This window comes from Streptomyces sp. NPDC050546, assembly GCF_044457425.1.
Lineage (GTDB): Bacteria > Actinomycetota > Actinomycetes > Streptomycetales > Streptomycetaceae > Streptomyces.
This window is the reverse complement of the sequence record NZ_JBITGX010000007.1, coordinates 16,416-38,222: the sequence shown is the minus strand read 5'-3', so window position 1 is coordinate 38,222 and position 21,807 is coordinate 16,416. Positions and strand designations below refer to the sequence as shown.

The following is a 21,807-nucleotide window of genomic DNA, read 5'->3' as shown; positions in this document are numbered from 1 at the left end:
GCGCGGGGAACTGCGCGACCAGCCACAACGGTCGCGCAGCCGCCCACGGTCAGGTACCCCTCAGAAGATCCGCACACTTCTCGCCGATCATCATGGTCGTGATGCACGGGTTGACGCTGACGAGATCCGGCATCACCGACCCGTCAGCCACCCGCAACCCCTCGACACCCTTGACCCGCAACCGCGCGTCCAAGGGAGCCGAAAGGTCGTCGTCCGCACCCATCTTCACCGTGCAGGACGGGTGATAGACGGTGTTGTGCGTCTGCTGGATGTACCCGAGCAGTTCCTCGTCCGTCCGCAGGTCCGGCCCGGGCGCCAGCTCCGCTCCCGCCCAGCCGCTCAGCGCGGGCTGCTCGGCGATCCGCCGGGCCAGCCTCAGCCCGTACGTCATCACCCGCACGTCGTGCTCGTGCGTGAAGTAGCGCGGATCGACCCTCGGTTTGTCCCGGAAGTCCCGCGTCCGCAACCGCACCGTCCCGCGTGACCTCGCCCGCGTCACGTTGGGCGTGAGGCAGAAGGCGTTCTCGGAGGTGGGGTAGCCGTGCCGGGCGGTGTTCATGTCGAACGGCACGGACCCGTAGTGGAACATCAGGTCCGGCCGGTCGAGCCCCGGCTCGGTGTCGTAGAAGATGCCCGCCTCCCACCACTGGCTGGACGTGGTGGTCATCGGCTGCCGGGCCTCCCACATGATCACGCCCTCAGGGTGGTCCTGGAGGTTCTCGCCGACGCCCGGCGCGTCCACGACCACCTCGACGCCGGCCTCACGCAGGTGCCCGGCCGGTCCGATGCCCGACAGCATCAGCAGCTTCGGCGAGTCGATCGCCCCGCACGACACGATCACCTCGCGCCTGGCCCGTACCGTCCGGGTGTGGATCAGGTCCGGGTCGAGGTACTCGGCGCCCACGCAGCGCCGCCCATCGAGCACCAGCTTCTTGGCGCGTACTCCCGTGCGTACCTCCAGATTGGGCCTCTTGCCGAGAACCGGGTGCAGATAGGCGACGGAGGACGACTGGCGGATGTTGTTCTCGTCGGAGTTGATCTGGAACCAGTTGGCGCCCCGGACGACCGTCCGGCCCGTGTTGAAGGCGACCGTGGGGATGCCCGCCTGCGCGCACGCCTCCAGCAGGGCCGTGCCGCACGGGTCGTCGCTCTTCAGCGTGCGCAGCTTCACCGGGCCGGTGCGGCCGTGGTGGTCGCCGGGCGCGTCATTGTTCTCCAGGCGCCGGTACAGCGGGAACAGGTCGGCCGCGCCCCAGCCGGTACAGCCGGCGGCCGCCCAGTCGTCGAGGTCCTCGGCGGGTGCCCAGAAGGCGATGCAGGAGTTGTGGGAGGAGCAGCCGCCGAGCACCTTCGCCCGGGCGTGCCGCATGAAGCTGTTGCCGCTGGCCTGCGGTTCGACCGGATAGTCCCAGTCGTAGCCGGACTCCAGCAGCCCCATCCAGCGCTCCAGCCGCAGGACGTCGTCGTCGCCGACGTCGCTCGGGCCGGCCTCCAGCACGCACACCGTGACGGAGGGGTCCTCGGACAGCCGGGCCGCCACCACATTGCCCGCGGTGCCGCCGCCGACCACGACATAGTCGAACTCATGTGTACTCATGGGTCCTCCTTCAGTCGGCCGCCGGCGCGGTGAGGGGCGACGAGGCCGTGGTGTCCGAGCGGTGCTCGGCGAGCACGCCGGTCCGGTGCCGCTGGACGAACCAGTAGTAGGCGAAGCCGCCGCCCGCGATGACGGCGACGAACAGCACCGCGCCCCAGCGCAGGTACCAGTGGTAGGGAGCCGCGGCGTTGTAGACCGCGGCCCGCGGCCAGATGAGGTTGAGCGTCATGGCCCCGCCCCACAGCACGGCCAGGATGTTGACCGGCAGACCCCAGCGGCCCAGGGAGAAACGGCCCTCGCTCGCGGGCTGCCACTTTCCGCGCAGCCGGGCGACGAGCAGCGGCACCGTGACACCCAGGTAGGCGAGGTAGATCATGATGATGCCGATGCTGGTGACGACGGTGAAGATCTGCGGCTGGCGGATGTTGACCACCAGGATCGCCAGCGCCAGGATCCCGATGATCACGGTCGGCAGCACCGGCGTCTGGAACTTCGGGTGGCACTTGGCCAGCTTCGACGACGCGGGCAGGTTGTTGTCGCGGGCCATCGCGAACGCCAGCCGGACGGCCGCCGTGTGGACCGCCAGGGCGCACACCGTCACCGCGATCAGCACGCACCACAGCATCGCCTTGCCGGCCGTCGGGCCGAGCACGTCCAGGACGATGTACTGCAGACCGTCCGTGGAGAGCTTCTCGCCCTTGAGGCTGGACACGCTCATCAGCGCAAGCAGCAGGATCAGACCGCCGAGCACGAAGGACGCGACGATCGCCCGGATGATCGCGCGCGGCGCGTTCCGGGTCGGGTCCAGGGACTCCTCGCCGAGCGAGGCCGCGGTGTCGAAGCCGTACATGACGTACGCGGAGGCCAGCGAGGCCACCAGGAAGGCACCCAGGTACCCGTTGCCGTACCCCGCGCCGGTGCCGTGCGTCTCCATGACGACCTGCGGGCCACGCGTGATGTGGACCGCGAACAGGACGATCAGTACGACAGTGGCGATCAACTCGATGAACACGCCCGCCGTGTTGATCCTCGCCATCAACTTGACGCCGAAGGCGTTCACCAAGGTGGTGAACAGGATCAACACCGCGGCCAGGATGACCGCGTTGGTCGCCACGTCGTACGTACCGGTGCCGTCCCCCACGAACTGGAAGAACGACGAGATCTGCGGCAGCGTCAACTGGTAGGCCAACGCCACGGCCGCGATGGACACGATCGAGGCGATCAGCATCATCCAGCCGGCGAGCCAGCCCAGATGCGGATTGCCTATCTTCTTCGACCAGTTGTAGACGGAGCCCGCGACGGGATAGCGGGCGGCGAGCTCCGCGAAGCAGAGCGCGACCATGAACTGGCCGGCGAAGACCATCGGCCACGACCACCAGTAGGCGGGCCCGCCGCTGCCGTAGCCGAAGTAGAACAGCTGGAAGGTGCCGGTCAGGATCGATATGTAGCTGATCCCGGCGGCGAAGGTGTGGAAGTTGCCGAGGGTGCGCTTGAGCTCGGGTCTGTAGCCGAACTCGGTGAGTTCGGCGTCGTCCTGGCCGGGGGCGTCTGTGGACTGCGCGGTCGGTCTCATGGGCGGTTCCTCAATGGGTGTTCCTCGGGGCGGATTCGATCAGTCGAACCAACCCTGAGGGGTGGGACGGGTGTTGCGCCATATGTGCTTCGTCTCGCGATACTCCGCGAGCCCCGCGGGCCCGAGTTCGCGTCCGAAGCCGGACTGCTTGAAACCGCCCCATTCCGCCTGCGGAACGTAAGGGTGGAAGTCGTTGATCCAGACCGTTCCGAGGCGCAGCCGGTCCGCGACCCGCGCGGCCCGGGCCTCGTCGCTCGTCCACACGGCGCCCGCGAGGCCGTAGATCGTGTCGTTGGCTAGGCGTACGGCCTCCTCCTCGCTGGTGAACCGTTCGACGGTGAGGACGGGGCCGAAGGACTCCTCCTGGACCACGGACATGCCCGCGGCGCACTCGTCCAGCACGGTGGGCGGGTAGTAGAAGCCGCCGGCGAGGTCCTGCCGGTCCGGGCGCGAGCCGCCACAGCGCAGCACCGCGCCCTCCGCCATGCCCTTGGCCACATAGGCCTCGACCTTGGCGCGGTGAGCGGCCGAGATCAGCGGACCGGTCCGGGCCCGCTCGTCGAACGGCCCGCCCAGGCGGATGTCCCGTGCCCGCCGTACGACCTCGTCGACGAAGCGGTCGTGCAGGGAGTCCTCGACGAGCAGCCGCGTCCCGGCCGAGCACACCTGCCCCGAGTGCAGGAACACGGCCGTCAGCGCCATGTCGACGGCGGCCTCGAAGCCGGCGTCGGCGAAGACGATGTTGGGGTTCTTGCCGCCGAGTTCGAGGGCCACCTTCTTCACCGTCGGAGCGGCGGCGGCCATCAGCCGGCGGCCGGTTTCCAGGCCGCCGGTGAAGGAGACGAGGTCCACGTCCGGATGGTCGCCCAGCGGAGCGCCCGCCTCCGGGCCCGCGCCGAGGACCAGATTGCCGGCGCCCGGCGGAAGCCCGGCCTCCGCCAGCAGCCGCACCAGGTGGATCGCGGTGTGCGGAGTCAGCTCGCTCGGCTTGAGCACGAAGGTGTTGCCGGCCGCGAGAGCCGGGGCGACCTTCCAGGCCGTCTGCAGGAGCGGATAGTTCCAGGGCGTGATCAGCCCGCACACGCCGACCGGCTCGTGCACCACCCGGCTGTCGACGTCCGCCCTGCCCGTGTCGACGACCCGGCCGGACTCGCTCGCCACCAGCCGCCCGAAGTAGCGGAAGCAGTTCGCGACGTCGTCGATGTCGTACTCGCTCTCCACGAGCCGCTTGCCCGTGTCCAGGGACTCGGCGCGGGCGAGGGCCGCCTTGCCCCCCGCGAGGAGGTCCGCGACGCGCAGCAGCAGGTCGCCGCGTTCATGCGCCGGGATCCGCGGCCAGGGCCCCTCGTCGAAGGCCCGGCGGGCCGCGGCGATCGCCTCCACCGTGTCCTTGCCGCCGGCCTCGTCCACGATCCCGACCAGGGAACCGTCGGCCGGGCAGCGGATCTCACGGGTGCGCTCGTCGAGGGCGCCCCGCCACTCACCGTCAATGAACAGATCCGGCATGCGCGCCTCCCAGCCGTTCGACGAGCCACTCGTGGAAGATCCCGATGTGGTGCTCGTTGGGCACGAGTACACCTCCTTTTCGGTACGCCCGGGAAGCCATCGCCGGCTGCGTTCGTTCACAGGCCTCGAAATCCTGGAGGTTCACCCGATGGAACAGCTCCACGGACCTCGACACGTCCGCCCCTGACTCGACCACGTCGGGCGCGTACAGCCAGTCACACTCGACGACCGTGCGGTCCTCGGCGAGCGGGAACATGCGGTGCAGGATGACGTGGTCCGGGACCAGGTTCACGAAGACCGCCGGCTTGATCGTGATGGCGTAGTAGCGGCGGTCCTGGTCGGCGCCCACGGCCGGAAGCCTGCCGAAGCCCTCGCTGCCGTCGACGGTGAAGCCCTTGACCTCGTCGCCGAACTCGGCGCCGTGGCCCACGTAGTACTGGGCGGCGTACCCGTCGGCGAACTCCGGGAGCACCTCGGTCAGTTCCGGATGGATCGTCGCACAGTGGTAGCACTCCATGAAGTTCTCGACGATCAGCTTCCAGTTCGCCTTCACGTCATAGGTGATGCGTTTCCCGAGCGCGAGGTTCTCCGTGCCGTAGTGCTCGATCGCCGCCACGTCACCGAGCCGCTCGACGGCGGCCCGCACGACCGTCTCCTCGAAGGAGGGAGGTTCCTCGGCCAGGCACACCCAGGCGTAGCCGAGCCACTCACGCAGAGCTACATTGATCAATCCGTAGGCGACGCGATCGACGTCCGGCATCTTGATCAAGTTGGGCGCTGCGATCAACTTGCCGTCGAGGTCGTACGTCCAGGCGTGGTACGGGCACTGGAGCGTGCGGCGGTTCTCGCCCGACTCCTCCATGCACAGGCGCGCCCCGCGATGGCGGCAGACGTTGAGGAAGGCGCGCAGCTCGCCCTTGCGGGTACGGGTGATGATGACGTTCTCGCGGCCGACCTGGACGGTGCGGAAGGCGCCGGGCCGGTCCAGGTCGGAGCCGCGGACCGCGCAGAACCACATCGACTCGAAGATGTGCTCCTGCTCCTGCCGGAATACGTCCGGGTCGGTGTAGTAACGCCCGGGGAGGGTGGCGATCAGGCTCGGGGTGATCGGGGTCGTCGTCACGAGGGAAACGCCTCCTACCGGCGAATACGGGTCATCTTCGGGTCGAACAGCGGCTCGTCGGTGACCGTGGCCGGGACCTTCTCACCGAAGTACTCGATGTGCACGCCCGTGCCCGTGGCGAGCTGGGCCGGCAGCCAGGCGTACGCGACGCAGCGGCCGAGCGTGTAGCCGTACGACGCGCTGGTGACGTAGCCGGCGGGGGCACCGTCGACGTACACGGGCTCCTTGCCGAGGACGACGGCGGCGGGGTCGTCGAGGAGTAGCGGGGTGAGACGCCGGGTGGCCTGGCCCTTCCTCGTGAGCGCGGACTTGCCGACGAAGTCCTCCTTGTCCATACGGACCGCGAAACCGACGCCCGCCTCGAAGGGATCGTGCTCGTCGGTCATGTCGACGCCCCAGGCCCGGTAGCCCTTCTCCAGGCGCAGCGAGTTGAAGGCCGAGCGGCCCGCCGCGACCACGCCGAGGTCCCGGCCGGCCTCCCACAGCGTGTCCCAGAGCCGGAGCCCCAGGTCGGCGGTGGTGTACAGCTCCCAGCCGAGCTCGCCTACGTAACTCAGCCGCATGGCGGTCACCGGGACATGGCCGATGTAGGTCTCCTGCGCGCGGAAACAGCCGAAGGCCTCGTGCGAGAAGTCGTCGGGGGTGAGCGGCTGGACGAGATCACGGGCGAGCGGGCCCCAGACACCGACGCAGCACGTACCGGAGGTGATGTCCCGGATGTGGACGTCCGCGGGCGCCCGGCGCAGCAGCAGGTCCAGGTCGGCGGGGGAGTTGGCGCCGACCTGGAAGCGGTCGGGGGCGAGACGCGCCACGGTCAGGTCGGAGCGGATGCCGCCCGTCTCGTCGAGGAGCAGGGTGTAGGTGACCGCGCCAGGCTTCTTGCGGAGGTTGTTGCTGGTCATACGGTTCAGGAAGCCGAGGGCTCCGGGGCCGGTGACCTCGAGGCGGCGCAGGGGCGTCATGTCGTAGAGGGCGACCCCCTCCCGCGTCGCCCTGGCCTCGGCCGCCGCGATGGGCGACCAGTGGCGGGCCGACCAGGCATCGCGCTCGGGGAGGGGCCCGAGGGCGTCCACGAGCGGGGCGTTCGCCTCGTACCAGTGCGGCCGCTCCCAGCCGCCGCCCTCCAGGAAGTACGCGCCGAGCTGCTGCTGACGGGCGTGGAAGGGGCTGACCCGCAGAGGCCGGGGCCGCTCCATCGGCTGGAGGGGATGGATGACGTCGTAGACCTCGACGAACTGCTGCGAACCCCGGTCACGGACGTACGACGGAGAACGCTGCGCCTCCTCGAAGCGCGTGAGGTCGCACTCGTGCAGGTCGATCGACGGCCGCCCGTCCACCATCCACTCGGCGACGGCCTTGGCGACACCGGCCGAGTGCGTGACCCAGACGGCCTCGGCCAGCCAGAAGCCGCGCAGCGTCCGGGACTCGCCGAGGACGGGCATGCCGTCCGGGGTGAAGGAGAACACGCCGTTGAAGCCCGCCTCGATCTCGGTGTCGCGCAGGGCGGGCATGAGGCGGCGGCAGTCGGCCCAGCTGGGGGCCCAGTCCTCCTCCGTGAAGGGATAGGAGGACGGCATGTCCATGTGCCGGGCGCGGGCCTCGTCGTACGGCAGGACCGCGAAGGGGTCGACGGGCAGGGGCCGGTGGGCGTAGGAGCCGATGCCGATGCGGTCGGTGTGCTCACGGAAGTAGAGGTCGCGGTCCTGGAAGCGGATGATCGGCTTCGACGCCTCCGCGGTGGCACCGTCCAGCTCGGGGAGCGGTTTGGTCCTGGCGTACTGGTGGGCGAGCGGCTGCAGCGGGACGTCGACCCCGGCCATGCGGCCGATGACCGGGCCCCAGAAGCCGGCCGCCGAGACGACGTGGTCGGCCGGGAAGGTGCCCCGGTCGGTGACGACTCCGGTGACCCTGCCGTCCTGCCGCTCGATGCCGGTGACCGTGTGCCGGTCCAGGAAGCGGGCGCCGCGCTCGGTGGCCCGTGCCATCTGGGCGCGGGCGGCGAGCAGGGCGCGGGCCAGGCCGTCGTCCGGGGTGTGGAAGCCGCCGAGGACCACCGACTCGTCGATCAGCGGCCACAGTTCCTTGCAGCGCGCGGCGCCCACGATCTCGCCGCGCACGCCCCAGGAGGCGGCGTAACCGGCCCTGCGGTGCAGCTCGGCGAGGCGCTCGGGGGTGGTGGCCAGCTCCAGGCCGCCGACCTGGTTGAAGCAGGAGACGCCGTCGACGTCGAGCGAGCTGAACTTCTCGACCGTGTACCGGGCGAGGGCGGTGAGGGTCTTCGAGGGGCTCGTCCGGAAGACGAGACCGGGCGCGTGCGAGGTGGAGCCGCCCGGTGCGGGCAGGGGCCCCTGTTCGAGGACGGTGACGTCGGTCCAGCCGCGGGAGGTCAGCTCGTCGGCGAGTGAACAGCCGACGATGCCGGCGCCGATGACGACCACGCGGGGGATCTCGGGTGTGCTGGACATGCCCCTCCTTGCCGGGATGGGATGAACGCGTCGGGGGGAATGGGACGTTGGGTCTACGCGGCGCTCACAGGACCACCACCGAGCGCAGTACCTCGCCCCGGTGCATCCTCGCGAACGCCTCCTCCACCTGCTCCAGCGCGATGGTCTCGCTGACGAACGCGTTCAGGTCGAGCAGCCCGTACAGGTACTGGCCGACGAGGAACGGGAAGTCGCGGCTCGGCAGACAGTCGCCGTACCAGGACGACTTGATCGCACCGCCCCGCGAGAACACGTCGATCAGCGGCAGCTCGACCTTCATCTCGGGGGAGGGCACGCCGACCTGGACCAGCAGCCCCGCATGGTCGCGCATGTAGAAGGCCTGCGTGAACGTCTCCGGGCGGCCCACCGCGTCGATGGCGATGTCGACCCCGAATCCGTCGGTGAGTTCCCGCACCGCCTCGACCGGGTCGGTGCCCCGGGAGTTGACGGTGTGCGTGGCGCCGAACTTCTCCGCCTGGTCGAGCTTCCTGTCGTCGATGTCCACGGCGATGACCTTCATGGCGCCGTTGAGGCAGGCGCCAGCGATCGCCGCGTTGCCGACGCCGCCGCAGCCGATCACGGCGACCGAGTCGCCCCGGCCGACCTTTCCGGTGTTGACCGCGGCGCCGTAGCCGGCCATCACACCGCAGCCGATGAGCCCGGCGGCCTCCGGGCGAGCGGCCGGGTCGATCTTCACCGCCTGGCCCGCCGCGACCAGCGTCTTCTCGGCGAAGGCGCCGATGCCGAGGGCGTTCGTGAGCGGTGTGCCGTCCAGCAGGGTCATCGGCTGGGCGGCGTTGCGGGAGTCGAAGCAGTACCAGGGGCGGCCACGGCGACAGGAACGGCAACTGCCGCAGGGAGCACGCCAGGCCAGCACCACATAGTCGCCGGGCTTGAGGTCGGTGACGCCTTCGCCGACCGCCTCGATCGTGCCGGCCGCCTCATGGCCCAGCAGGAACGGGAAGTCGTCCGTGATCGCGCCCTCCCGGTAGTGCAGATCCGTGTGGCACACCCCGCACGCCTGCACGGCGACCAGGACCTCTCCGGGGCCGGGATCGGGAACCACGATCGTCTGCACCTCGACGGGTGCGCCTTTCTTGACAGCAACTGCGGCACGGACCTCGTGTGGCACGACCAAGCTCCTCTGCTGTTGCGCAATGCACGATGGGTTGCGCGATGGGGAACATAGTGGGAATCGCATCAAGGAGCCGTCAAGAGGTACGAGTCAAGCCTTGGAAAACGGAACGGGACGGGCGAAACACGCCGGACACACAACAGCGCGGGACCAGGGGTTCCACCTGGTCCCGCGCTGTGTGCCCTACGCTCCGGCCGACCGGCCCGGGCTACGTCAGAAGCCGTATCCCATACGGCGGGACAGCTCGGCAGCCGCCGCCTCCGTGCGCTTCGCCACCTCGGGCAGCCGCTCCTGGCTCAGCCGGTACACCGGCCCCGAGACGCTGAGCGACGCGATGACCTTGCCGTCGTGCGAGCGGATCGGAGACGCCGCAGCCGCGAGGCCGATCTCCAGCTCCTCGACCGTGATCGCGTAGCCCTGCTGCACGACGGTGTCCAACTCGCCGCGCAGCATGGACGCGACCGTGACCGTGCGCTCCGTGAAGCGGTGCAGCGGGCGCGCCAGCAGGCCTTCGCGCAGGGTCGGCGGCATGTGGGCGAACAGCACCTTGCCGCTGGACGTGGCGTGCAGCGGGGTGCGGCGGCCGAGCCAGTTCTGCGCGGTGACGGAGGCCGTGCCGCGGGCCTGCATGATGTTGACCGCCGCGTCGTCGTCCAGGACCGCGATGTTGACCGTCTCGCCCAGCTCGTCGGCGAGTTCCCGGCACACCGGGACGCCCTCCTGCGAGACATCCAGCCGCACTGCCGCCGCCCCCGCGAGGCGCAGTACGCCGGCGCCCAGGTAGTACTTGCCGCGATCCTTCGCCTGGGCCACCAGGCCGCGGTTCTCCAGGACGCCGAGGAGCCGGAACGCCGTGGACTTGTGCACGTCCAGCTCGTCGGCGATCTCCGTGACGCCCGCCTCGCCGTGCCGGGCGAGGATCTCCAGGACGCTCACGGCGCGATCCACCGACTGGACGGCGCTCGCCGCGCCTCTGCCACCCGGCTTGGCCGTGCTCTCCGCGGGGTTCTCCTGCGGGTTCTCGTCGCGGTCGGACTGCTTCTGCGTGCGGGTCATGGCTGAACTCTCACCACCTGTCGGCCCTGTTTGGGCCGCATCTGCGGGAAACCCTTGACGCGACGGTCGCCCCGCCCGGATTCTGTTGCGTATAGCGCTTGCTCATGCGCCATGTGAAACATCATGTTACCGAAGCGTCCGGATCTCGGAAGGGGACGAGCTCCCGCAAGGGGGACTCGGCCCTGACGGCGCGACCGGACGACGAGCACCAACACCTCTCCGTGCCCGGACCCGCCCCGGCCCGTGGCACTCCACGAATTGCCTACAGTCTGGCCGAACGGTCCGGCCACGTCCCGGACCGAAAGGGGGGCCCGTGATTCCCGTCTGCCGCCTCGAAGACCTCCCCAAGGGCGAATCCGTCCGCATCGAGACGACACCGCCCGTCGCCGTGTTCCACACCGACGACGGTGACCTCTACGCCATCGACGACACCTGCACCCACCAGGACGCCTCCCTCTCCGAGGGCTGGCTGGAGGGCTGTCTGGTCGAATGCCCGCTGCACGCCGCCTCGTTCGACCTGCGCACGGGCCACCCGACCTGCCTCCCGGCCCGCCGCGCCGTCCGCACCCACAGCGTCACCGTAGACGACGGCCTCATCCACCTCCACCTCGCAGTGGAGGAGGGGACGGCCGCGTGAACCCGAAACGAGAGTGCGGCGTGAGCGGTGCCGTCCGCCCGCCGGCCGCCGGGAGCAGGCGCGTCACCACGGGCGGAGCCGACGCCCCGGACACCGGCAGCAGGCCCGCAGGCGGCGGAGCCGGCAGGACGGCTGCCGCGATCGGGCGTGCCGCGATCGGGCGTGCCGTGATCGGGCGTGCCGCGACCGGTGGAGCGAGTGCGTGGGACGCCGCGAGGAGGCATGCCGCATGCGAACCGTGACCATCGTCGGCGCCTCCCTCTCAGGCCTCTACGCGGCCCGGGAACTGCGTGCCCAGGGCTACGACGGGCGTCTGGTGATCGTCGGCGACGAACCTCACCACCCCTACGACCGGCCTCCCCTCTCCAAGGACTTCCTCACCGGCCGGGCCGACGAGACCCGACTCGCCCTCACCGACACCGAGGAGACCACCGAACTCGGCGCCGAGTGGATCCTCGGCGTCCGTGCCCGCGCCCTCGACGCCCGCGGCCGCACCGTGCTGCTCGACGACGGCCGCACCGTGTCCACCGACGGCGTCGTCATCGCCACCGGCGCCTCGGCCCGCCGTCTCCCCGGCGACACCCTCGCCGGCGTACACACGCTGCGCACCCTCGACGACGCCCGTGCCCTGCGCGAGGAACTCACCCGTGGCCCGTGCCGCGTGGTCGTCATCGGCGGCGGCTTCATCGGCGCCGAGACCGCGTCCTCCTGTTCCTCCCTCGGTCACTCCGTCACTGTCGTGGAGGCCGCCCCGCTTCCACTCGTGCCCCAACTCGGCGCCGAGATGGCCGCCGTGTGCGCCGCACTGCACCATCGAGGCGGGGTGGACCTGGTCACCGGGACCGGAGTGACCGGACTGCGGGGTACTACCACCGTCACCGGTGTGGGCCTCACCGACGGTCGCACTCTTCCCGCCGACATCGTGATCGTCGGAATCGGCGCCACCCCCAACACCGCCTGGCTGGTCGGTTCGGCCCTGCCCCTGCACGACGGCGTCCTGTGCGACGACGGCTGTACGACGGCCCTGCCCCAGGTGGTCGCCGTCGGCGACGTCGCCCGCGTCGGCGGTACTCGCGCCGAGCACTGGACGTCGGCCACCCAGCAGCCCAGAGCCGCGGTGGCCAACCTTCTCGCCGGACGGACCGTCGAGACCGCGACCGCCGTGCCCTACTTCTGGTCCGACCAGTACGGCGCCCGCATCCAGTTCGCCGGCCGGCGCGCGGACGGCGACACCGTCCGCATCACCGAGGGCGAACTCTCCGACGGCGCGGCGGCCGAGGGCGGCTTCCTCGCCCGGTACGAGCGGGACGGCCGGACGACGGCGGTACTCGCCGTGGACCGCCCTCGCCCGTTCATGCGGGCGCGACGCGAACTCGCCCGGGGCGCGGGGGAGGAGCGGGTGCGGTCCGCCGCGCGGTGAGGAGTACCGGCAAGGGCATCCGGTCCGGCGTCCGGCCCAAGGTCCGGACGCCTCGCCGGGGGCCCCGGCCGTCACTCGTCACGAGTGCGACAACTGCCCGGCCCCGCCCCGCCGGCGTATCCGCCCCGGCGCCCGCACGGCCGCGCGTGCCTGCCGTCGGGCTCGACGCCGCTCGCGGCGCAGGGCCCGTGCCGTGCTGCTGGGCATGGACACCACGCCGTTGCGCTGGTTCCAGACCTGACGCGTCACCCATACGTCGAGGGCTCCCCAGGTGGCCGCGATCGTGCTGACCACGCTGCTGATCACCATGGGGAACGCCAGCCAGGACCCGGCCATCGTGCACAGGAAGGCCACCATCGCCTGGATCAGCGTCAAGGCTATGAGGAGCACCGCCCGCACGGCCGCCGTCCGTACCGGATCCGGCAACCGCCGTCTCCGGGCCGGCTCCTCGACCCACAGGGGCCGGTTGTACTGCTGCTCGCGTACGCCACGGCCCACCTGGTGAACCAGGGTTTCTCTTTCGTGAGGCCTTGTCGCAGCCTCGTCGGCCCGAATGTCGCGATCAGTCGCCTCGCGATTCCGATGCCCCGGCACTTGCGCCCCACCAGCCCTGGGCGTCCCGCGCCGCTCCGCCGTGCCCATCAACGTGTCACTCCCCACCGCCAGCAGACCGCTCGCTCGCATCCGAAGACCCGTGCTCCCCAGTGGCTGCCCGGCTTGCGCTGTATTACGCCGCCCAGGTGCGGGATGCGGCTCCTGTGGCCGATTCCGCCCCCATCTCCCGTAGAGAAGGACGAACAACCCACCACGAAGATTCCCAAGAACCGAAAAATTTCAGCCAACCACCTTGGCGGGTCACGCCGATCGGCCCATACGGCCGCCCTCGATATCGGGAGGACAACTCCCGCAATGCCCGGACAACTCCCCATGCCTCGTGGCTGGCGCGGAAGTTCACCTTCCGGACCGGTCTTCGAGTTCCCTGTGGGTCGGTAGTAGGCTCGCGCCGTTTGTTGACGCACATGTGTACCCCCGGTAGGCCGGGGGCCCGAGCTGGGGGAGGCCATGCGCTTTCGCGGGAAGTCCATCCGCCGGAAGATCGTGGCGCTGCTTCTCGTGCCGCTGGTGTCCCTGAGCGCGATCTGGGCCTTCGCCACGGTGCTCACAGGGCGTGAGGCGGCCGACCTGTTCAACGTGTCGTCCGTGGTGGAGAAGATCGCCTACCCCATCGAGGACACCGTCCGCGTCCTCCAGGAGGAGCGTCGCCAGACCCTCGTCTACCTCGCCGACCCCCGCGCCTCGGACGGGCTCGCAGCGCTCCGGCGCAGTCGGACCGCCACCGACAAGGCCGTCGACGGCATCCGCGACAACGCCCGGAACCCTGACGTGCGCGACGCGATGGGCGAGGAAACCGACGAACGGCTGACCGCCGTCCTCGACGCCTTCGAAGGCATCGAGTCGCTGCGCAGCAGTGTCGAGGACGGCACCGTCAACCGTTCTCAGGCCCTCGATCTCTACAACCGGCTGGTCGACCCGTGCTACGTCCTCCTGGCCAACCTGCATGTGGTCGACAACGTCGAACTGGACAAGCAGTACCGCGCGCTGGTCAATCTCGCCCGCGCCCGCGAACTCCTCTCCCGTGAGGACGCCCTCCTCGGCTCCGCCCTGATCGTCGGCCGGATCTCCCACTCCGAAGAGCGCGACATCTCCGACCTCGTGGCCCAGCGCACCCTGATGTACGACGCCAACCTCCCGCTGCTGCCCGTCGCGGAGCGCGACCGCTACCAGAGCTTCTGGAAGAACGCCTCCTCCGCTCCGCTGCGCGTGGCCGAGGAAGCGGCCGTCTCCTCGGGGGCCGGGGCTCCCCGCGGTGTCTCCGCGAAGAGCTGGGACAGCGCCGCCGGAAACGTGCTCGACGAGCTCGGCACTCTCAACGACCAGGCCAACGACCGCTACCAGGACCGCGTCGACCCGGTGGCCATGGGCGTCATCGCCAAGGCGGTCATCGCCGGTGTGCTCGGCCTGCTCGCGCTCTTGGTCTCCCTCTTCCTGTCCGTGCGCGTCGGCCGCACCCTCATCCGCGATCTGCGGCAGCTGCGACTGGAGGCCCACGAGGCGTCCGGGGTGCGACTGCCCAGCGTGATGCGCCGGCTCTCCGCGGGAGAGCAGGTCGACGTCGAGACCGAGGTCCCGCACCTCGAGTACGACAAGAACGAGATGGGCGAGGTCGGCCAGGCCCTCAACACCCTGCAGCGCGCCGCCGTCGAAGCCGCCGTCAAACAGGCCGAGCTGCGCGCCGGCGTCTCCGAGGTCTTCGTCAACCTCGCGCGCCGCAGCCAGGTTCTGCTCCACCGGCAGCTCACCCTGCTCGACGCCATGGAGCGCCGGACCGAGGACACCGAAGAACTCGCCGACCTGTTCCGCCTCGACCACCTGACCACCCGCATGCGCCGGCACGCCGAGGGCCTCGTGATTCTCTCCGGCGCCGCCCCCTCCCGTCAGTGGCGCAAGCCCGTCCAGCTCATGGACGTCGTACGCGCCGCCGTCGCCGAGGTCGAGGACTACGAACGCATCGAGGTGCGCCGCCTCCCGCGGATCGCCGTCACCGGCCCCGCCGTCGCCGACATCACCCATCTCGTGGCCGAACTCCTCGAGAACGCCACGGTCTTCTCGCCTCCGCACACCGCCGTCCAGGTCCTGGGCGAGCGGGTCGCCAACGGCTTCACCCTGGAGATCCACGACCGCGGGCTCGGAATGGCCGCCGAAGCGCTCCTGGACGCCAACCTCCGGCTCGCCGAAACGCCGGAGTTCGAGCTGTCCGACACCGACCGGCTCGGTCTGTTCGTCGTCAGCCGGCTCGCCCAGCGACAGAACGTCCGGGTCTCCCTGCAGCCCTCCCCGTACGGAGGAACGACGGCCGTCGTCTTCATCCCCGACGCGCTGCTGACGGACGACATCCCGGACACGAACGGCATCGGCTTCCGCCTCGACCGCCCCCAGCTGGCCGGCGAGAGCGAGCCGCAGGACAGCCGCCGTGCCGCCCTGTCCCAGGCGCCCGCACAGCGTCCGGGCCTGCCCGCCTCCCTCCTGGACGGCCCGGTCGAGCTGGAGGCCCCGGTGGACCTGGACGCCATCAGCGGGTTCCCCGGCTCCCTCGAGGACGAGAGCGGTGAACACGGCGCTCTGTTCCGCTCCCGCCACTCCCTCACCCGTGCCCAGGACGAGACAGCCGGCCGCCCCGATCCGCAGGAGCAGAGCGATGCCCGCAGCGGATGGGACCGGACCGACACCCGCGACGAGCTCGGCGCTCCGGCCGTCCCGCCCCGCCGCCACACCCCCAAGCTGGTCAGCTCGCACGGGCGCCCGGTCATCGACCAGCGCCCCCGCCGGGGGAAGACCGACGACGAGCCCACCACGGCCGCCGGCCGAGCGGAATCGGGTGCCGCGTCCTCGCTCCCGTCGCGCCGCCGGGGCGAGGAGTCCGCGAGCGGCCGGGCCATGGGCCGGTCCGGGCCGGAGCACGCGCTTCCGGTCAGGCGCCGCACCGAGGACTCCTCGAGTGGCAGTCGGGGAAGCGACGCGCAGACCGACGCACCCCCGCCCCTGCCGGCCCGTCGGCGGGGGTCGGAATCCGCTCGCCCCGCCATCGGCGCGGCCGGCCGCGACACCGACCACACCGAATCCCCGGCCACGCCCGGCAGGGCCGACAGCGACCGGTCGGAGCCGCCCACTCTGCCCAAGCGCACCCGCCGCGCGGAGATCGCGTCCAGCGGCCCGGACGCACCCGACCGCCGCTCCGGGCCCGCGCCGGAGAACACCGGCGGTCCCACCCGCCACGAGACCGGCTCCGGTGCCCCGCCACAGGACACCGGCTCGGCACCTGGTTCCCCGCTGCGGGGAACCGGCTCCGGCACCACGCCACTGCCCCGGCGCGTCCGGCAGGCCAACCTGGCTCCGCAGCTGAAGCGGGGGACCGAACCGCGTACGGAAGACAAGGCCGAGCCCGTCGAACGCGACGCCGAGGAAGTACGCAGCCGCATGGCCTCGCTCCAGCGCGGCTGGCAGCGCGGCCGTGACGAGAACGCCGCGGGCGATGCCGCCCACAGCGGCGCAGCACGACAAGGAACGACAGAGGGGGACGGTCGATGACCGCACCGAAGGCGACCGGCCACAGCGCGACCATCAAGGGGGAGCTGAACTGGCTCCTCGACGACCTGGTGGACCGAGTCGCGAGCATCCGCAAAGCCCTCGTGCTCTCCAGTGACGGTTTGGCGACGGGAGTGTCCAGGGATCTGACCAGGGAGGACAGCGAGCACCTGGCTGCCGTCGCCTCCGGGTTCCACAGCCTCGCCAAGGGTGTGGGACGCCACTTCGAGGCCGGCAACGTCCGCCAGACGGTCGTCGAGCTCGACGACGCCTTCCTGTTCGTGACCGCCGCCGGTGACGGCAGCTGCCTCGCCGTCCTCTCGGACGCCGACTCGGACGTCGGCCAGGTCGCCTACGAGATGACGCTCCTCGTGAAGCGGGTCGGTGTACATCTGGGTGCCGCTCCGCGCACCGATCTGCCCGCAGGCGGGTAGTGGGATGACATGAGCGCTGACGGTCAGGGAAGAAGCCACTGGTTCGACGACGAAGCCGGACCGGTCGTCCGTCCGTACGCCATGACACGCGGCCGCACCAGCAGCCAGGGCCAGCACCGCCTGGACCTGATCGCGGTCGTCGTCACGGAACCGCACGCGGACGACCCGGAAGCCGACCACATGCTCTCCCCGGAGCACGTGGACATCGTTGAGCTGTGCCGCGACGACCCGCAGTCGGTCGCCGAACTCGCAGCGGAACTCGACCTGCCGATCGGGGTGGTACGGGTCCTTGTCGGAGATCTCGTGGACTCGGAATTCGTCCATGTGAACCGGCCCGTACCCCCTGCCGAACTGCCGGACGAGAGTATTCTGCGCGACGTGATCAACGGCCTCCGGGCGCTGTGAACAGCGCGGAAGCGGGGTACTGACGTGACTGGCTGGCAGTTCTGGGTCGACCGAGGCGGCACCTTCACCGACGTCGTCGCGCGACGCCCGGACGGCCGGCTGCTCACGCACAAGCTCCTGTCGGACAACGCCGCCCGCTACGCCGACGCGGCGGTCGAGGCCGTCCGCACGCTGCTGGCCGACTCGGGCGACCCCGTCGAGACCGTGCGCATGGGGACCACGGTCGCCACCAACGCCCTCCTGGAGCGCAAGGGCGAGCGCACCCTGCTGGTCATCACCCGCGGCTTCCGCGACGCCCTGCGCATCGCCTACCAGAACCGCCCGAGCATCTTCGCCCGCCGCATCGAACTGCCCGAGCTGCTCTACGAACGAGTCGTCGAGGTCGACGAGCGCATCGCCGCCGACGGCACCGTCCTGCTCGCACCCGATCTCGACGCCCTCGCCGGGCCCCTCCGGGAGGCGTACGGCGACGGGATCCGGGCCGTGGCTGTGGTCTGTATGCACAGCCACCTCCACCCCGCCCACGAACAGGCCGTCGGGGAACTCGCCGCCCGCATCGGCTTCCCGCAGATCTCGCTCTCCAGCGAGGCCAGCCCCCTGATGAAACTCGTCCCCCGCGGGGACACCGCCGTCGTCGACGCCTACCTCTCGCCCGTACTGCGCCGCTACGTCCGCCACGTCGCCGACGAACTCCAAGGCGTACGGCTGATGTTCATGCAGTCCAACGGCGGTCTCACCGAGGCCGGGCAGTTCCGCGGCAAGGACGCCATCCTGTCCGGGCCGGCCGGTGGCATCGTCGGCATGGCCCGCATGTCGCAGCTGGCCGGCTTCGACCGCGTCATCGGCTTCGACATGGGTGGCACCTCCACCGACGTCTCCCACTTCGCGGGCGAGTACGAACGTGTCTTCACCAGCCGGATCGCCGGCGTCCGGCTCCGTGCGCCCATGCTCGACATCCACACCGTCGCGGCCGGCGGTGGCTCGGTCCTGCACTTCGACGGCTCCCGCTATCGCGTAGGGCCGGACTCGGCGGGCGCGGACCCCGGGCCCGCGTGCTACCGGGGCGGCGGCCCGCTCGCCGTCACCGACGCCAATGTCTTCCTCGGCCGCATCCAGCCCGCACACTTCCCGAAGGTGTTCGGCGCGAACGGCGACGAGCCCCTCGACGAAGCCCTCGTCCGGGACCGCTTCACCGCCCTCGCGCGCGAGATCCGCGAGCAGACCGGTGACGACCGCACCCCCGAACAGGTCGCCGAGGGGTACCTGCGGATCGCCGTCGCGAACATCGCGTCGGCCGTGAAGCGGATCTCCGTCCAGAAGGGCCACGACGTCACCCGCTACGCCCTCACCACGTTCGGCGGCGCCGGCGGCCAGCACGCCTGTATGGTCGCCGACTCCCTCGGCATCCGCACCGTCCTCGTGCCGCCCATGGCCGGTGTCCTCTCCGCACTCGGCATCGGCCTCGCCGACACCACCGCCATGCGCGAACAGTCCGTCGAGGCACCCCTGGAACCCGCCTCCATGCCCGGCGTCCGCAAGACCGCCGAAGATCTCGAAGCGGCGGCGCGCGCCGAACTCCGCGCCGAGGACGTCCCCGAGGAACACATCGAGATCACCCGCCGCGCGCAGCTCCGCTACGACGGCACCGACACCACCCTCACCGTCGAGCTGACCGAGCCCGACACGATGCGGCGCGCCTTCGAAGAACGTCATCGCGCCACGTACTCCTTCACGCTCGACCGACCGATCGTCGTCGAAGCCCTCTCCGTCGAAGCCACCGGCATCACAGAACCCCCCGATCTCTCCGCCCTCGCCCCCTACGAAGCCACCACCGGCGGCAGCCCCGCAGCGTCCCGCACCGTCCGCCTCCACACGGGCGGCGCATGGCACGACGTACCCCTCCACCGCCGCGAGGACCTTCCCCCCGGCGACACCGTCACCGGCCCCGCGATCATCACCGAAGCCGGCGCGACGACCGTCGTCGACGACGGCTGGCGGGCCGCGGCGACCGACGACGGGCATCTGGTCATGGAACGCGCCGTGATTACGCAGAGTTCCGATCTCGACACGAAAGTCGACCCGGTTCTGCTTGAGGTCTTCAACAACCTCTTCATGTCCATCGCCGAACAGATGGGCGCCCGCCTCGAGTCCACGGCCCAGTCCGTCAACATCAAAGAGCGTCTCGACTTCTCCTGCGCCCTGTTCGATCCCGACGGAAACCTGGTGGCGAACGCCCCGCACATCCCCGTCCACCTGGGCTCGATGGGCACGAGCGTCAAAGAGGTCATCCGCCGGCGCGGCTCCCGCATGCGCCCGGGCGACACCTACGCCGTCAACGACCCGTACCACGGCGGCACCCATCTGCCCGACGTCACCGTGATCACCCCGGTCTTCGGCGCCGCACCGTCGGGCATCACGGAGAGTGATCCGGAGATCCTGTTCTACGTCGCCTCACGCGGCCACCACGCCGAGATCGGAGGCATCGCCCCCGGCTCCATGCCCGCCGGCAGCCGCGCCATCGAGGAGGAAGGCGTCCTCTTCGACAACTGGCTGCTCGCCGAGGACGGCCGCTTCCGCGAGGACGAGACCCTCCGCCTCCTCACCGAAGCGCCCTACCCTTCCCGCAATCCCAAGACCAACCTCGCCGACCTGCGAGCCCAGATCGCCGCCAACCGGAAAGGCGTCGACGAGGTCGGCCGCATGATCGACGACTTCGGCCTCGACGTCGTACAGGCCTACATGCGGCACGTCCAGGACAACGCCGAAGAGGCCGTACGCCGCGTCATCGACGCCCTCGACGACGGCGACTACGCCTACGAGACCGACTCGGGCGCCGTCATCCGGGTACGCGTGCGCGTGGACCGCGAGAACCGTGCTGCCACCATCGACTTCACCGGGACGTCTGCGCAGCTGCCCACCAACTTCAACGCGCCCTTCTCGGTCGTCAACGCGGCCGTCCTGTACGTCTTCCGAACCCTCGTGGCCGACGAGATCCCCCTCAACGACGGCTGCCTGCGCCCCCTGAACATCGTCGTACCGCCCGGCTCCCTGCTCGCCCCCGAGCCGCCGGCCGCCGTCGTCGCCGGCAACGTGGAGACCTCCCAGGCCGTCACCGGTGCCCTCTACGCCGCACTCGGTGTCCAGGCCGAGGGCTCCGGGACCATGAACAACGTGACCTTCGGGAACGAACGCCACCAGTACTACGAGACCGTCGCCTCGGGCTCCGGCGCGGGCGACGGCTTCCCCGGCGCACCCGTGGTCCAGACCCACATGACCAACTCACGCCTCACCGACCCCGAGGTCCTGGAATGGCGGCTGCCCGTGCGCCTCGAGGAGTTCGCGGTACGGCCCGGCAGCGGCGGCGCCGGCCGATGGCGCGGCGGGGACGGCGCCGTGCGCCGCATCCGGCTCCTGGAGCCCATGACCGTCTCCACGCTGTCCCAGCACCGCCGTGTCCCCCCGTACGGCATGGCGGGCGGCGAGCCGGGCGCTCTCGGTACCAACCGGATCGAACACGCCGACGGCACGGTGACCGAACTCGGCGGCAGCGACTCCGCGGACGTCGCCGGCGGCGACGTACTCGTCATCGAAACCCCAGGCGGCGGAGGCTACGGCCCGCCGTCGCCCGACCCCCATCAAGCAGGAGAAGAGATCGATGATCTTCGGGCGTTCTGAGCGCGGCAAGCCTCCGGTCGAGCCCGTCACGCTCAAGATCCTGGTGGCCGGCGGCTTCGGCGTGGGCAAGACCACGCTCGTCGGCGCGGTCAGCGAGATCAGGCCGCTGCGCACCGAGGAACTGCTCACCGAGGCGGGCCGCCCGGTCGACGACACCAGCGGCGTGGAAGGCAAGCACACCACGACCGTGGCCATGGACTTCGGCCGCATCACACTCCGCGAGGACCTGGTGCTGTACCTCTTCGGCACGCCAGGCCAGGAGCGGTTCTGGTTCATGTGGGACGAACTCTCCGAAGGCGCGCTCGGTGCCGTCGTACTCGCCGACACCCGCCGCCTGGAGGACTGCTTTGCCGCCGTCGACTACTTCGAACGGCGCTCTATCCCCTTTCTCGTCGGCGTCAACTGCTTCGAGGGCGCCCCGCGCTACCCGATCGAGGACGTCCGCCAGGCCCTCGACCTCGACGACGGCGTGCCCCTCCTGATGTGCGACGCCCGCGACCGCGAGTCGGTCAAGGAGGCGCTCATCGGCGTCGTCCAGCACGCCATGGCGTACGCGGCGGGCCAACGCCATACGGTGACCACCTGACGCGGGCCGCCCGGCCCACCGGCACGTCCCACCC

At 70.6% G+C, this 21,807-nt stretch carries 15 protein-coding genes; 7 read left to right on the top strand and 8 right to left on the bottom strand.

Annotation, left to right across the window (positions count from 1 at the left end; translation table 11 throughout):
- Positions 1-49 precede the first annotated feature (49 nt).
- The 7 genes from ACIBK5_RS18420 to ACIBK5_RS18390 all read right to left on the bottom strand — a co-directional run bounded on the left by ACIBK5_RS18420 (position 50) and on the right by ACIBK5_RS18390 (position 10,473).
- Positions 50-1,597 (bottom strand): GMC family oxidoreductase, encoded by a 1,548-nt coding sequence (locus ACIBK5_RS18420; protein WP_399020872.1) that lies wholly within the window; start codon positions 1,595-1,597, stop codon positions 50-52.
- Positions 1,598-1,607: 10 nt separating this feature from the next.
- Complete coding sequence (locus tag ACIBK5_RS18415) at positions 1,608-3,170, bottom strand: APC family permease (protein ID WP_399020870.1); 1,563 nt, start codon at positions 3,168-3,170, stop codon at positions 1,608-1,610.
- A gap of 39 nt (positions 3,171-3,209) precedes the next feature.
- Entirely contained in the window at positions 3,210-4,676 is a 1,467-nt protein-coding gene (locus ACIBK5_RS18410) for an aldehyde dehydrogenase family protein (protein ID WP_399020868.1), read from the bottom strand.
- Positions 4,657-5,799 (bottom strand): aromatic ring-hydroxylating dioxygenase subunit alpha, encoded by a 1,143-nt coding sequence (locus ACIBK5_RS18405; RefSeq protein WP_399020867.1) that lies wholly within the window; start codon positions 5,797-5,799, stop codon positions 4,657-4,659. The genes ACIBK5_RS18410 and ACIBK5_RS18405 overlap by 20 nt, the downstream gene beginning before the upstream one ends.
- A gap of 14 nt (positions 5,800-5,813) precedes the next feature.
- A complete protein-coding gene (locus ACIBK5_RS18400) occupies positions 5,814-8,264 on the bottom strand; it encodes an FAD-dependent oxidoreductase (protein ID WP_399020865.1) in 2,451 nt (816 codons plus the stop codon).
- A 64-nt stretch (positions 8,265-8,328) separates the two neighbouring features.
- Positions 8,329-9,414, bottom strand: coding sequence for an S-(hydroxymethyl)mycothiol dehydrogenase (locus ACIBK5_RS18395; protein ID WP_399020863.1), 1,086 nt, complete (start codon positions 9,412-9,414; stop codon positions 8,329-8,331).
- Between the two features lie 216 nt (positions 9,415-9,630).
- Positions 9,631-10,473 carry an IclR family transcriptional regulator gene (locus ACIBK5_RS18390; protein WP_399020861.1) on the bottom strand — a complete coding sequence of 281 codons (843 nt, stop codon included), beginning with the start codon at positions 10,471-10,473 and terminating at the stop codon, positions 9,631-9,633.
- Between the two features lie 313 nt (positions 10,474-10,786).
- Between ACIBK5_RS18390 and ACIBK5_RS18385 the strand changes: the two genes are divergently transcribed.
- Together ACIBK5_RS18385 and ACIBK5_RS18380 are read left to right on the top strand one after the other, a co-directional pair.
- On the top strand, positions 10,787-11,110 hold the full coding sequence (locus ACIBK5_RS18385) for a bifunctional 3-phenylpropionate/cinnamic acid dioxygenase ferredoxin subunit (RefSeq protein ID WP_399020859.1): 324 nt from the start codon (positions 10,787-10,789) through the stop codon (positions 11,108-11,110).
- A 229-nt stretch (positions 11,111-11,339) separates the two neighbouring features.
- Entirely contained in the window at positions 11,340-12,530 is a 1,191-nt protein-coding gene (locus tag ACIBK5_RS18380) for an NAD(P)/FAD-dependent oxidoreductase (protein WP_399020857.1), read from the top strand.
- 78 nt (positions 12,531-12,608) lie between these two features.
- On the opposite strand, the gene ACIBK5_RS18375 is transcribed toward ACIBK5_RS18380, so the two are convergent.
- Complete coding sequence (locus tag ACIBK5_RS18375; protein WP_399021278.1) at positions 12,609-13,190, bottom strand: hypothetical protein; 582 nt, start codon at positions 13,188-13,190, stop codon at positions 12,609-12,611.
- A 402-nt stretch (positions 13,191-13,592) separates the two neighbouring features.
- Here ACIBK5_RS18375 and ACIBK5_RS18370 point away from each other — a divergent pair, with 402 nt between their 5' ends.
- The 5 genes from ACIBK5_RS18370 to ACIBK5_RS18350 are packed head-to-tail and all read left to right on the top strand — an operon-like array spanning position 13,593 to position 21,773.
- Entirely contained in the window at positions 13,593-16,676 is a 3,084-nt protein-coding gene (locus ACIBK5_RS18370) for a nitrate- and nitrite sensing domain-containing protein (RefSeq protein WP_399020855.1), read from the top strand.
- Complete coding sequence (locus ACIBK5_RS18365; protein WP_399020853.1) at positions 16,673-17,107, top strand: roadblock/LC7 domain-containing protein; 435 nt, start codon at positions 16,673-16,675, stop codon at positions 17,105-17,107. Before ACIBK5_RS18370 ends, ACIBK5_RS18365 begins: the two co-directional genes overlap by 4 nt.
- 9 nt (positions 17,108-17,116) lie before the next feature.
- Complete coding sequence (locus ACIBK5_RS18360) at positions 17,117-17,512, top strand: DUF742 domain-containing protein (RefSeq protein ID WP_399020851.1); 396 nt, start codon at positions 17,117-17,119, stop codon at positions 17,510-17,512.
- A 24-nt stretch (positions 17,513-17,536) separates the two neighbouring features.
- On the top strand, positions 17,537-21,187 hold the full coding sequence (locus ACIBK5_RS18355; RefSeq protein ID WP_399020849.1) for a hydantoinase B/oxoprolinase family protein: 3,651 nt from the start codon (positions 17,537-17,539) through the stop codon (positions 21,185-21,187).
- Positions 21,168-21,773 carry a GTP-binding protein gene (locus ACIBK5_RS18350; RefSeq protein ID WP_399020847.1) on the top strand — a complete coding sequence of 202 codons (606 nt, stop codon included), beginning with the start codon at positions 21,168-21,170 and terminating at the stop codon, positions 21,771-21,773. The genes ACIBK5_RS18355 and ACIBK5_RS18350 overlap by 20 nt, the downstream gene beginning before the upstream one ends.
- The last annotated feature ends 34 nt before the right edge of the window (positions 21,774-21,807 follow it).